12 protein-coding genes are annotated in these 13,036 nt (G+C 70.7%); 3 read left to right on the top strand and 9 right to left on the bottom strand.

Annotation, left to right across the window (positions count from 1 at the left end):
- Positions 1-15 precede the first annotated feature (15 nt).
- The 9 genes from G361_RS0127760 to G361_RS0127800 form a co-directional block, all read right to left on the bottom strand.
- Positions 16-1,248, bottom strand: a complete 1,233-nt coding sequence (locus G361_RS0127760; RefSeq protein ID WP_019930395.1) for a cytochrome P450 — start codon at positions 1,246-1,248, stop codon at positions 16-18.
- Complete coding sequence (locus tag G361_RS0127765) at positions 1,245-2,522, bottom strand: cytochrome P450 (protein WP_019930396.1); 1,278 nt, start codon at positions 2,520-2,522, stop codon at positions 1,245-1,247. Before G361_RS0127765 ends, G361_RS0127760 begins: the two co-directional genes overlap by 4 nt.
- Positions 2,519-3,184, bottom strand: a complete 666-nt coding sequence (locus tag G361_RS0127770; protein WP_369797944.1) for an ATP/GTP-binding protein — start codon at positions 3,182-3,184, stop codon at positions 2,519-2,521. The genes G361_RS0127765 and G361_RS0127770 overlap by 4 nt, the downstream gene beginning before the upstream one ends.
- Positions 3,165-3,536 (bottom strand): DUF742 domain-containing protein, encoded by a 372-nt coding sequence (locus G361_RS0127775; RefSeq protein WP_019930398.1) that lies wholly within the window; start codon positions 3,534-3,536, stop codon positions 3,165-3,167. Before G361_RS0127775 ends, G361_RS0127770 begins: the two co-directional genes overlap by 20 nt.
- Positions 3,533-3,949, bottom strand: coding sequence for a roadblock/LC7 domain-containing protein (locus G361_RS0127780; RefSeq protein WP_019930399.1), 417 nt, complete (start codon positions 3,947-3,949; stop codon positions 3,533-3,535). The genes G361_RS0127775 and G361_RS0127780 overlap by 4 nt, the downstream gene beginning before the upstream one ends.
- Complete coding sequence (locus G361_RS0127785) at positions 3,949-5,361, bottom strand: sensor histidine kinase KdpD (protein ID WP_019930400.1); 1,413 nt, start codon at positions 5,359-5,361, stop codon at positions 3,949-3,951. Before G361_RS0127785 ends, G361_RS0127780 begins: the two co-directional genes overlap by 1 nt.
- A gap of 319 nt (positions 5,362-5,680) precedes the next feature.
- On the bottom strand, positions 5,681-6,628 hold the full coding sequence (locus tag G361_RS0127790) for a sugar kinase (RefSeq protein WP_019930401.1): 948 nt from the start codon (positions 6,626-6,628) through the stop codon (positions 5,681-5,683).
- Positions 6,625-7,725 carry a glycoside hydrolase family 88 protein gene (locus G361_RS0127795; protein ID WP_155981804.1) on the bottom strand — a complete coding sequence of 367 codons (1,101 nt, stop codon included), beginning with the start codon at positions 7,723-7,725 and terminating at the stop codon, positions 6,625-6,627. The genes G361_RS0127790 and G361_RS0127795 overlap by 4 nt, the downstream gene beginning before the upstream one ends.
- Positions 7,712-10,435 (bottom strand): hypothetical protein, encoded by a 2,724-nt coding sequence (locus tag G361_RS0127800; RefSeq protein WP_019930403.1) that lies wholly within the window; start codon positions 10,433-10,435, stop codon positions 7,712-7,714. The genes G361_RS0127795 and G361_RS0127800 overlap by 14 nt, the downstream gene beginning before the upstream one ends.
- 140 nt (positions 10,436-10,575) lie before the next feature.
- Here G361_RS0127800 and kduI point away from each other — a divergent pair, with 140 nt between their 5' ends.
- From kduI to G361_RS0127815, 3 genes are all read left to right on the top strand, one after another.
- Positions 10,576-11,409, top strand: a complete 834-nt coding sequence (kduI, locus tag G361_RS0127805) for a 5-dehydro-4-deoxy-D-glucuronate isomerase (RefSeq protein ID WP_019930404.1) — start codon at positions 10,576-10,578, stop codon at positions 11,407-11,409.
- Between the two features lie 71 nt (positions 11,410-11,480).
- Entirely contained in the window at positions 11,481-12,263 is a 783-nt protein-coding gene (locus G361_RS0127810) for an SDR family oxidoreductase (protein WP_019930405.1), read from the top strand.
- The gene (locus G361_RS0127815) at positions 12,260-13,033 is read left to right on the top strand and encodes an IclR family transcriptional regulator (RefSeq protein ID WP_019930406.1); all 774 of its coding nucleotides are present in this window, start codon (positions 12,260-12,262) and stop codon (positions 13,031-13,033) included. The genes G361_RS0127810 and G361_RS0127815 overlap by 4 nt, the downstream gene beginning before the upstream one ends.
- The last annotated feature ends 3 nt before the right edge of the window (positions 13,034-13,036 follow it).

A 13,036-nucleotide genomic window follows, 5' to 3' on the forward strand; every position in this document is an offset into this window, starting at 1 on the left:
TCCCGATGGAGCAGTTCAGCTCAGCCGCACCGGGAATGCCGCGATATCGTTCTGCGTCAGCACCGGCAGATTGCGGATCTCGGTCACCGGCACCGCCAGTCGCAGCTGCGGGAAGCGCTCGAACAGCGCGGGCAGGGCCACATTGCCCTCCAGCCGCGACAGTCCCGCACCGGGGCATACGTGCGGGCCGTAGCCGAAGGCCAAGTGCCGGTTGGCACTCGGGCGCTCGATATCGAATTCGTCGGCGTCGGCGCCGTGCACCGAGGTGTCGCGGCCGATCGCGCGATACGACATCACCACGCCCTCGCCCTTCTCGATCACCGCGTCCCCCACCGGAATGTCCTCGGTGGCGAAGCGCATCAGCAGATGCGTCGAGGGGCTCTCGTAGCGCAGCGTCTCCTCCACCGCCTGCTTCCAGTCCACGTCGCCGGACTGCAACAGCGCCAACTGGCCGGGGTGGGTCAGCAAGGCGCGCACCGCGTTCAGGATGAGGCTGACCGTCGTCTCGTGCCCGGCGGCCACCAGGGCCTTCAGATTGCCCAGCACCTCTTCCTCGGTCAGGCGATCGCCGCCCTCGTCGGCGAGGATGAGCGCCGACAGCAGATCGTCAGCGGGCTGCGCGGTCCGCTTGCGGATCAGATCCAGGTAGTAGTCGTCCAGATCGGCGATGATCTGCAGCCGCTCGTCCTGCGGCGTCAGCACCGAGAAGAACTTCTTGTAGGCGTCCAGCAACATCGGATGATCGACGCGGTCGACCCCGAGCAGCTCCCCCACCACCCGGATCGGCAACGGATAGGCGAACAGTTGCTTGAGATCCACCACGTCCCCGTCGCGCCCGGCCTCGGCCAGATCGTCGAGCAGTTCGTCGGTGAGCCGGGACACGGTGGGGCGCAACAGTTCCAGCCGCCGCGGCGACAGCGCCTGCGTCGTCTTGATCCGCAGCCGCCGGTGTTCGGAGCCGTCGACGGTGAACATCGAACGGCCGGCGTCGACCATGCCGATCAGCGGCCATTCGTAGGTGACCGCGCCGGACTGCCACAGACTCCAGGCGTTGATGTCCTTCACCAGGCGGCCGTCCACCAGCAGTTGCCGGGCCAGCGCGTGGTCGGTGACGGTCAGCGCCTGCGCGCCGAGCAGATCGATGCGGGCCACCGTGCCGGCGGCGCGCAGTCGCGCCGTCTCACCGGGCAGGTCGCCGACCATCGGGTCGATCGAGATGGTATCGCCGAACGGGCATTTCGAACTCACGGTAGACCTCCGAGCGGGCGAACTGCGGTGAAACGAACGGGGAGCGAGGTCATTCCGCCCTGGAACACCGACGGCCGCCGCGCCAGCGTCGCCTCCGATACCCCGAGCTGGATATCGGGCAACCGGTCCAGCAGCACCTCGATCCCGGTCCGCGCGATGATCTCGCCGATCTGCTGCGCGGGGAAGGGACACCGGTATTCGCCGTAGCTGAAACCGAAGTGGGCGTTGTTGCCCGTGTAGGCGGTCTGCTGGCGGTCGTCCAGGTTCTGCCGGATGTGCGGATCGGTGTTGGCGCCGGCCAGGCCGAGCAGCAGCATGTCGCCGGCCCGGATCACCTTCTCCGCCAGCCGGGTGTCGCGGGATGCCCAGCGGCCGGCCAGGATCTGGGACGGCACGTCGTCCCACAGCACCTCGTTCATCGCCTGCGCGATGCTGTTGCGGCCGCCGCCGAAGGCCGCCGCGAAGCGGTCCTGGACCAGCATCAGCCGCACCGAGTTGCCGATCCAGTCCGCCGTCGTCAGGTGCCCGGCGGCCAGGATCGCCATGAGATCCAGCGCGTATTCCTCGTCGGTGAACGGGATCTGGTGTTGCATCATCCGGGTCGTCACATCGTTGCCGGGACGACTGCGCTTGGCGGCGACCAGTTTCTGGGTGTGCTCACCGAAACGCTGATGGGCGTTGATGGCGTCGGCGCCGCCGTCGGCGAGCGTCTTCATCGTCCAGGCCAGGTCCGGGATGTCCTCGTCCGCGACGCCGACGATCCGGCCGATGGCGTACACCGGCAGCGGCTCGGCGTAGGACGCGATCAGGTCCGCCTCACCGCGACCGCAGAACAGATCGATCAGCCGATCGGCCAATTCCTCGGTGATGCGGCGCAATTCGAACGGATCCACCTCCTCCAGGGCGGGTTCCACCATCGTCACGTGCCGCCGGTGCTCGGCGCCCGCGCTGAAATAGATCGACGGCATCGGCTGGCCCACCATCGGCAACAGCGGCCAGTCCGGCGGGATGTTCGGCCACTGGTTCCACAGCGCCACATTCCGCGGGAACAGCTCGGGATCGCTGAGTACCTGGTGCAATTCGCGATAGCCGATCACCAGCCACGCCGGGATGCCGCCGGGCAACTCCACCGACACCACCGGCCCGTGCTCGCGGCGCATCTGGCCGTACAGCTGGTGCGGATCGGTGTGGAAGATCGGTCCGGACAACGACACCGGCGGCCGCTCGACCGGGCAACCGCCGGAATGGTTCGAGGCGAAATCGGGCGCGCTCACGAGAGGACCTCCGGTCCTAGCTGGAATGCCGGGCCCACGGCGTGGGCCGTCTGCTCGCGCAACCGCGCGGCGCCCCGGAACAGGTGCTCCACCAAGGCGATCAGGATCTGCTTGCACGAATCCCGGGACCGGGCATCGCAATCGATCAACGGCACCAGCGGATCCAGGTCCAGCGCGTCCCGGATGTCCGCCAGCGTCTGGGTGGCGCCCCCGAAGTTGTTGCGCGCGACCACGAACGGGATTCCCTGATGCTCCAGGCGATCGATGGAATACCAGGAGTCGGCGATCCGCCGCTGGTCGACCAGCACGATGGCGCCGAGCGCACCGGTGAACAGCCGGTCCCACAGGAACCAGAACCGTTCCTGTCCGGGCGCGCCGAACAGGTAGAGCACGTGCTCGGCGTCGATGGTGATCCGGCCGAAGTCGAAAGCCACCGTGGTGGTGGCCTTTCCGGGCACCGCGGACAGATCGTCGATACCCACGCCCACGTTGGTCATCGTCGCCTCGGTGTCCAGCGGGCGGATCTCGCTCACCGCGCGCACCAGAGTGGTCTTACCGACGCCGAAGCCGCCGATCACGACGATCTTCAGGCCCCGGCTGGCCGTGCTGAGCAACGGCGCCTCGGCCCGCGCCGGCCGGGGATCAAAGGTTGCGGAGTCCAACGAGCACCTTCTCGAGCATGGCGGTGTCGAACAGCGAATTCTGCTGCGCACCGGGGCCAGTGTGGCCGGTCTTCGGATGTCGCACGGTGATCTTCCCGGCGAGCAACAGATCGGAGAGCAGAACCATGGTGATACCGACCGGTAACCGCAGTTCCGCCGCGATCTCCACGACCGCGGTGGGGGCACGGCACATTCCGAGGATCTTCACCTGCTCGGACGGCATACCCGGCACCGGATCGCATTCGCTCACAACGAGCGTCACCAGGTCGAAGGCATCGGTGTCCGGGCGGCTGCGGCCTCCGGTCAGCGTGTACAGCCGATCCGGGGCGTCGTCGCGACCGGGCCTCGTCACGATACGATCTCGCCCTCGGCACGGGGCGGTGCGGCCAGGTGCTCGCTGAGTTGCTCCACGAGTTCGCGCATGTTGTGACCCACGAGGCCCGCGTCCGCGTCCTCCGCCGCCACCACCGCGATGTGGGCGCCCTGGCCCGCCTCGACGATGAACAGGATGCCGCCGTAGAACTCGGTCATCGATTGCCGGACACCACTACGGCCGTCACCGAATTCGGCGGAGGCGCCGTGCGCGAGGCTCTGGATGCCGGCCGAGATGGCCGCCAGCTGATCCGCCTTGTCGATCGACAGTTCCGGCGTGTGGCAGATCTTCAGCCCGTCGCTGGACAACAGCAGGGCGTGCCGTGTCTCCGGGGTGCGGTCCAGCAGCTGCTCGAGCAGCCAACTGAGCTGAGAGGTGGCGGATGTCGTCATCAATCGTTCTCCACGGCGACAGAGGGGGATACGGTGGCCGCGGCGTCGATGTCGCGACCGGTCACCGCGCGCTGGAAGGCTCCGAGCGCATCGGGCCGGGCGGGAGGCGGCGTCAGCGTCGCGTTCTCGGTTCCGGCGGGGCTGGACAGACCGTCCGGATGTACGGCGGCGAGTGTGCTGCCGCGGCGGCGCTTCGGCAGCCGGGCATCCTCGGCCACCGGAAGCTGCGCGGTGGTGGTGGCGGAGATCGGAGCGGGACCGATGGATCCCGCGCTGGGGCGCGGGGCGGCGGCGACCGTGACACCGGCGGCGGGCAGCGCCAGCACGGTGGTCGCACCGGGGGTGCGATCCAGGCGCGCGGTCAGCTCGCGCGGCACCACGACGACCACGGCGGTGCCGCCGATCGCCGACGGCCGATACGACACGGTCAGAGTGTGTTTGCGGGCCAGATGGCCGACGACCGCGAGGCCCAGCCGGGTTCCGGTCAGCGAGGACAGATCCCGGCCGCGCACGGTCTCGCCGGAGACGGCGTGCTCGGCCCGGCGCAACGCGGACTCGCTCATCACCAGACCGCTGTCCTCGATCGTGACCACCACGCCCGCAGGAACTTCCGCGGCGTACACGTGGACCTCGGTGGTCGGCGGCGAGAAGTTGCAGGCGTTGTCGATCAGTTCGGCCAGCGCGTGCATCACGCCCTCGGCGGCGTGACCGAGCACGGCGACATCCGCGACGGCCCGCAGCCGGACGCGCTGATAGCCCGCGACCCGGCCCATCGCGCCACGCAGGATCGATTCCATCGCAATGGGTTTCGCCCAGCGGCGGCCGGAACGGGCGCCACTGAGCACCGCCACGCTGTCGGCCAGCCGGCCCGCCTGCGCGGTGCGATGGTCCAGTTCGAGCAGATCGGCGAGCACCGCCGGATCACCGTGCCGGTGCTCCATCTCGCGCAGTTCGGCGAGCATGCTGGTCATCATGGCCTGCATGCGGCCGGCGGCGCTGGCGAAGGACGCCACGGCCGCGGAGCGCCGATTCTCGTTCTGCTGCGCCTGGCGCACATAGTGCGCGATGTTCTCGTCGGCGGCCGCGAGGCGGGTCGCCATATCGATCGCGGCGGTCTGGGCCGAACGTTCGGAATCGATCCGGAACCGTTCGGTGTCGACACGCGCGAGATCGGTCTCCCGGCGCGCCTGGTCGACCACGATCCGGGCCTGATCGATACCCTCTCGGTACCAGGCGGCCTCGGCCTGTGCCCGGGCGGCCTTGACCGCGTTGTGTACGGCCAGGCTCACGCTGACCGAGACGATGATCGCCGCCGCGCCGAGACCGACGCCGAGGGGGATCCGGATATTTGCCGGAGAGATGAGAACCGACCACACCGCAATACTCGCCGTCACGATCGTGACGCCCAGCAATACCGGAACGGTAGGATTCCGTCGCTGCGCTACGGCGTCGCGACGTTCATCTTCCGGCGGATTCGATGACTGTGACACCTTCCCGCACTTCCACACTCGTCAAGGGAAATGACACAGCCTCCCCGGACCTATCCGCTACTCAGGGGTAACCCAAACAGGCGGACCGACAAGCAGTTTCGAGCCGCGGATGAGCATAGCCAGTCCGGCACAGCCGCGCCAGTCGGCCGGGGGAGGGTACCCGGCGGCAATTCGCCGCAAACCACGCCCAACTGCGGCAACCGGTCGTAGCGCGCATATCGGCGAATCGGGAAGCGGGGTTTCAATCCGCCGCCGGCCAGCCCGTACCGGTCCGGGCGAGGTCCAGTTCGCGAGCGGTCGGGGCCCGGCCGTGGTCGGTGTGACCGCCGATCACGATGGCCGCCAGCAGATGTCCGGTACGCAGCGCGGCGGCCAGGGTCGCACCGCCGCGCCGAGCCGCCAGATAGCCCGCGGCGAAGGCGTCGCCCGCGCCGATCGGCTCGACCACCGGCGCCGGCAGCGGCGGCACGTCGACGCGATCCGCACCCCGGAAGGCGCTGGCCCGACGCGGTCCGTCCTTGACGATCAGTTCGCCGACATCGGGCAGCAGGGCGCGAATGTCCTCGGGCTCGTGCACATCCCAGAGCAGCGCCGCCTCGTCCAGACCGGCCAGCACGATATCGGCGCGCGCGGCCAGCGCCAGCAGGACGGGACCTGCCACGGCCGGATGCCACAGCGCCGGACGGTAATTCACGTCGAACGACGCGGTGGCGCCGGGTGCGGACAGCAGCCGCGCGACCAGATCCCGGCACTGCGGCGACAGCGCCGCCGTGATACCCGTGAGGTGGACGTGGCCGACCCCGTCCCGCGCCGGTTCCGGCAGGTGCGCGAGAACGGATGCGGCCGAATCCTTCCGGTAGTACCGCACCGGTCCGGCCGGATCCTTCAGATACAGACCGGTCGGGCGGCCCGGGTCGACCTCGAGGAATCGGGCGTCCACCCCCGCGGCCGTGAGCACCGCGGACACCTTGCGGCCGAACGGATCGTCGCCCACCCGTCCGGCGAACCGGCTCGGCACCCCGAGTTGCGCCAGGCCGACCGCGACGTTGACCTCCGCGCCGCCGACGGCCACCGACAACGTGTCCGTGTGCTGTAATCCGGTCGCGGCGGCCGGGGTCAGCGCGATCAGCGGCTCCCCCACGCACAGCACCACTCCCGGCGCCGGTCCGCCGGCGGCGGCGGTGGTCACCGCGATCCTCCCGGGGACTGCGCCGCCGTCAGGGCCGCCGCCACCGCGTGCAGGGCCAGCCCCTGACCCCAGGGTTGTTGCCGATCGTCCCGAATCACGCTGTAGCCGAACGGAATCAGTTGCAGTACGGTTCCGGCGCTGACCCGGGTGAGGGTGCCGCCGGCATCGACGTAGGCCAGGGCCCCGGCGACCGCCCGCCGTCCGGCGGTACCGATCTCCGGTGGGCACTCGGGCAATACGGCCGTCGCGCGCAACATCGCGGCGCCGATCCCGGCCGCGGCCGAGGTCTCCAGAATTCCGGCGTTCTCGGGTTGCTCGTCGACCAGCACACTCCACACGCCGTGCTCCGGCTGCCGCGCGGCCAGCGCGCGCAACTGCCGGGTGAGCACCGCGGCCACCGCCGCGCGCTGTGCCGGATCCACCGGAACCCGTTCGCGGGCAGCAACTTCCAGGAATTCGACCGCGGCCAGGGCGCACCAGGCGTTGCCGCGTCCCCAGAAACACGGGATCGTCTCGCCGCGATGGGATCCGTGCGCGAACAGCCCGGTCGCCGGATCCTGCAGGATCTCGGCGTGGGCGAGCAGTTGTTCGCCGAACCACCGCACCGGCTCCGGATCGGCGAGATGTTCGCCGAGATGTCCGAGGAACACCCCGGCCATGAAGGTGGTGTCGGCCCACACCCCGCCCGGCCAGTGTTCCAGGGCCCCGTTCGGCGCCCGGGTGGCGGCGGGCGACTCCCGGAACCAGCGGCCCAGTGCCACTGCCGATTCGGCGAGGTCCGCGTGGTCGGCGGCGACCAGCACCGCCGCGGCGCCCGGCGCGAGGTTGTTCACGTGTGTCACCTCGATCCCCGTATCCCGGTGGCGGCGAAGCCAATCCACGACCTCGGCGGGTACCGCCGCGCCGCGGGCCCGGGCGAATCGCAGCATACCCAGCAGGCACACCCCCTCGCCCCAGAACCACTCGGGCAGTCCGGCCGACCAGGTCCGCCACACCAGCCGTTCGCCGATATCGATCAGCCGCGGTACGGACAGATCCGGTAACGGCGGCAGCGGCGGCGCGGCCTGCCGCGCGGAGGTCGGATCAGCGGACGACATCGGCCGCACCCTCGAATTCGGCGGCGGGGACGCCGCTCTCGGGTTCGAGGCGGCGTCCCGCGGCGAGGTCCAGGACCAGACGATGCCCCGACCAGGCGGCCGTCAGCCGCGGTGCGCCGAACGGCAGGTGGACCGCCGGATTGTCCAGATGCGGTGGCTCGGCGGGCAATCCGTCCACGAGATCGGTTGCGGGCGAACCGTTCACGGTGAAGGCTCCGGGCCACGACAGGGCCAGCTCGCGGCCGTCGCGCGCCCGCCACGAGACCGTCGCGGCGCCGAATTCGGGTTCGGCCAGCGCGGCCACGAATTCGTCGAACGAGCCGTCGGCCACGCTGTGCCCCACGGTGGCCACGAAGGCGCGGCCGTCGCCGCGGGGCAGCCACGCCTGCCCGGCCTCGTCACCGGCCCGGACCGGTTCGAAACCACCGGCGGCGGCCACCGCGACGTATCCGTCGCCGACCGCACCGGCCAGCCACGCGCCGCGGGCCGTCGCGCGGTCGAGATGCGGAGTGGGGAACCACAGATGGGTGCCGAACCGGTCGCCCGCCGGAATCCGATGCAGGACCAGCACGGTGTCGCGGTGCTGATGCGCCCGCGGCAGAATCCGCTGTCCGGCCCAGGCATTCGGCCGGGCCGACGAGGAGGTGCTGTCGGCGGCGGCGTGGGTGGCGAACACCTGTACCTCGGGACCGAGGGTCGCGCCCCAGATGTGCTCCTGCAGGCCCGGCAGGCCGCTGCGATAGTCCTGCACGCTGGACAGCATGGCCGCCGGGGTGCGCCACACCCGCAGATCCGATCCGTACGGGCGGTCCAGCAGATCGTGGTGCAGCCGGTAGTCGCCGCGATACACCTGCCGCCCCGTCCATTCCGCGGGAAGTTCGGTGGCGATCGCGCGGATCGCCGCGGGCATCCGGTAACAGGTCGCGGTCGCCAGCGCGGTGGCGGGCAGCACCGCCGAGTTCAGCGCGCCCGCCCCCCACAGGGTCCACATGATGGGCGCGGTCTCCTCGAATCGCGACGACCGCAACGTCGGCACGTAGGAGCGGCCGTGCGCGGCGCCGTGCACCCCGCGCCAGGAATTCGCGGCCAGCGTCAGCAATGCCTTGTCCAGCAGCGCTTCCGCCAGCCGGCGCAGTCCGTCGTCGGCGGCGTACTCGATCCAGGACACCAGCGCCAGGGAGTCGATGGCCAGGTACGCGTTGGAATCGAATTCGCTGAAACCACCGGCGAGCTTGCGGCGCATCCACTCCGCGGCCAGGCGCCGGCCGTGGTCGGCGTGCTGCCGGCCGGACCGACCGGCGTTGCCGAAGGTCTCGTCCGGGAACAGCTCGCCGATCAGGGTTTCCGCGGTGTGCCAGACGAACTGGTGATTCTCGGTGAAGTAGCACATCGCGTCCAGGCCGGGCTGGTCGATCCAGTACTTGAAGGCCAGCAGCGCACGACGCACGCGATCCCGTTGCGCCGGCGACCAGTTCGCGTCGCCGAGCCGATACCACAGGTGGACCAGTCCGACCGCCTCGAAATCGGCACAGTCGGAACGGGATTCGATCATGCGCAGCGGCGGGTCCAGATCCGCGTCGCGCAGGGCGGACCCGGGCTCCAGCGCGTGCCGGGCCAGGGCCCGCGCGACCCCGGGCGCCCCGGCGGCGACGTGCCGCAGCAACTCCGCCCGCCACCGCCGCGCATCGGATCCGTCGGGCGCCGGCCGGAATTCGGCGGGCACCCGCGCCACCCGCAGCTCACGGAATACCGGCGTGCCCGGAATCCGCACCGTCAGCGTCGATTCCCCGGTCGTGAGCATCGAGGCGGTGCTGTCGGTGGGATCCGCTTCCGCGGCGGCGGGCGCACCGCACCACGACACCGCGGCACGACCGCCGGTGAGCCGCACCTCGCGGGTGTGGCCGCCGAGGTCGACCGCCACCCGCGCCCCGGCCGGACCGGTCAGTGTCACGGTGTCGCCGGTGACGGCCCAGGGGGCCACCGCGATCGCGTCGAGGATGTGTTCGGCGGCGGCACAACGGTTCTCGTCGGCCCCCGGTGACGGGATCAGCACCCGCACCGGTAATCCCTCGATCCGCAGGCTCGCCACCTGCCGGCATTCCCGGAAGGCGACCTGCCAGGTCACCAGATGTACCGCGGTCCGTCCGGCGCGCAGCCGCACCCGCAGGCGCAGCGGATGCGGCTCCATATAGGTGAAATCCTCGATCGCCCCGGCACATTCGCCGTCGACGAAGACGGCGGCCGGACCGGTACAGGCGACCTCGAGCACCCGGTACTCGGCCTGGTCGACCTCCAGCACGGTCGCCGCGATCGCCTGCCGGTACTCCGGGGTGAAACAGAATTCGCTCCAGTCCAGCAGGCCGTCGGCCCCGGTGTGCGCACGCCGCCAGGTGGCGTGCCGCATCTCCCCGGAAGCCTCCGGCCGCCAGTCGAATTCCCCGCCCTCGGCCACGATCGGCAGCGGCTGCGCCGGATACAGCGGATGCCGCTGGTACAGGCGCTGTTTCAACGGTGCGACATCGGGCCCGTTGGTCAGCACCCAGCGGCCGTCCTCGCCCCAGGGGCTGCCGTCCGCCGCCAGCACCTGATCGAGATCGTCACAGGGGGCCGACCAGGCCGGGCTCACCAGCCAGTCGCGGACGAACCCGTGCGCGCCGAGCGCGTGCGCCGAACGCTCGCCCACGGCGAGATCGGGGAGATACCGGCTCATTTCACGGCTCCGCTCCTCGTTCCGCGGCGGGTCGCGGCCCGCCGTCGCGCGGCATTCGTACCTTGCCGCTGTCGTGCTCGGTACGGCATACTCCTCCCGCATCCTCTGGGAGGGAAAGTGCTTTCCGTCAGACGGGAAAGATGAAGGAGCAGTACGTGGCCGACGTCCGCTATGCCACCAGCCCGGTCGAAATGGCCACCCTGTCGCCGGAGGAGTTGCGCGCCCGCTTCCTGGTGACCGATCTGTTCGCCGAGGGCGAGGTGCGTTTCACGCTGTCGCATCACGACCGGTTGCTGATCGGTGGCGCGGTGCCCGCCGGAGGTGAGCTCGCGCTGACGCCGCCGCCGGAGTTGCGCGCCGAACGGCTCTGTGACCGCCGCGAATTGGGCATCGTGACGCTGTCCGGTACTGGTACCGTCACCGCCGGTGCGCAGCGCTTCGAGGTCCGGGCGGAGGACATCGTCTACGTCGGCCAGGGCACGGAATCCGTTGCGGTGGCCGGTGATGCGGTCTTCTACCTCGTCTCCGCCCCGGCGCACCGGCCGCTGCCGACGAGCCTGATCACGCGCGACGAGGCGGAGACCCACCACATCGGCGATCCGGCCAAGGCCAGCGAGCGCACCCTCCGCAAATACGTCCACGAGGACGGCGTGCGGTCGTGCGAATTGGCCCTGGGCATCACGACTCTCGAACCCGGCAGCGTGTGGAACACCATGCCGTGCCACACCCACGACCGCCGCACCGAGATCTACCTGTACTTCGACCTGGATCCCGCGGAGCGCGTGGTGCACCTGTGCGGACAGCCCGCCCGCACGCGCAGCATCATCGTCGCCGACCGGCAGGCGGTGATCAGCCCGCCGTGGTCGGTCCACACCGGCGCCGGCACCGCCCCCTACCGATTCGTCTGGTCGACCGCCGGCGAGAACCTCGCCTACACCGACATGGATTTCGTCGCCACCGCGGACCTGGCGTGAGCGGTCAGGGGCCGGAGGCGGTAGCGGAGCGTCACCACGCAGGCCCCTCGAGCACGCCCGATGGAGACAGCGTGAGCGGTCAGGGGGCGGAGGCGGTAGGCGGGGCGTTTCGGGTCGACGGGCAGTGGGCCGTCGTCACCGGCGCTCGCACCGGCATCGGCCGCGCCGCGGCGCTGGCGCTGGCGCGGGCCGGGGCGAATGTGGTGCTCTGGGGCCGGGATCGGGCCGGGCTCGCGGAGGTCGCGGCGGAGGTCCGGGCCCTGGGCCGCGAATGCGACACCGTCGGTGCGGATCTCACCGACCCGGCCGCGGTCGAATCCGCCGCCGGCGATCTGGCCGCCCGCCGCCGCATCGATCTGCTGGTGAACAACGCGGGCATCATCAGCCGCGGCCCGGCCGCCGAGGTGTCGCTGACGCAGTGGCGGCAGGTGCTCGACGTGAATCTCGATGCGGCCTTTCTGCTCTCCCGCTGCTTCGGTACCGCGATGCTGGCGCGCGGCACCGGCCGGATCGTGAACATCGCCTCGCTGCTGTCGTTCCAGGGCGGACTCAACGTCGCCTCCTACACCGCGAGCAAGCACGGCATCGCGGGGCTCACCAAGGCGCTGGCGACCGAATGGGCGGGTGCGGGTGTCGGGGTGAACGCGATCGCCCCCGGCTACATCGCGACGGCCAACACCGCGGCGCTGCGGGCCGATCCGGACCGCAATCGCGCCATCTCCGCACGGATTCCGGCCGGGCGCTGGGGCGACCCCGCCGATCTGGCCGGTGCGGTGGTCTTCCTCTGCTCGCCGGCCGCGGCCTACGTGCACGGGCACGTACTGGTCGTGGACGGCGGCTGGATGGCCCGATGACGTCCTCCGCCGACGCCGTCGCCCCGCCCTCGCCCAGCGCGGTCGCCAAGGTCGTACTGGTCCTCGAGGCGCTGGCGAGCGTCCACGGGGTCAGCGAGATCAGCCGCGGCACCGGGCTACCCACCTCGACGGTGCATCGGATCCTGCAGGAACTGGTGGGACTCGGCTGGGTCCGGGTCGACGCCGACCGCCGCTATCTGCCGGGCGTGCGGCTGCTGTCGCTGGCCGGGCAGTCGGCGAGCATCCCGCAGATCGTGCGCCCGATTCTGCAGCGACTGTGCGCCGAGACCGGCCACACGATCCATTTCGCGCTGCTGTCCGGCGACGAGGCGGTATACGTCGACAAGCTCGAGGGCGACCGCGCGTACGCCATGCGCTCGCGCATCGGCCTGTCGATCCCGCTGCACTGCACCGCGATCGGCAAGTCCATCCTGGCGTCGCTGCCGAAACCCGAACTGCGCACACGACTTTCGCGGCTACCGCTCACCGCGATGACGCCGCGCACCATCACCGATCCGGATCTGCTCGTGGCCCATCTGGAACAGGTCGGATCGCGCGGGTATTCGGTCGACGACGAGGAGAACGAGGAGCACACCCGCTGTCTCGGCGCCGCCGTACTGGACCATCACGGCGCGCCTATCGGGGGTATCAGCGTGTCGGCGCTGACCTTCGACCTCGATCGCACCAAGGTCCGGACCTGCGCCCCGCTTCTGCTCACGGCCGCCCGGGAGGCGTCCCAGGCGCTCGGCCTGCCCGCCCGCCGCGACTGAGCC

Origin of the sequence: Nocardia sp. BMG111209 (assembly GCF_000381925.1) — a bacterium.
Classification (GTDB): Bacteria; Actinomycetota; Actinomycetes; order Mycobacteriales; family Mycobacteriaceae; genus Nocardia.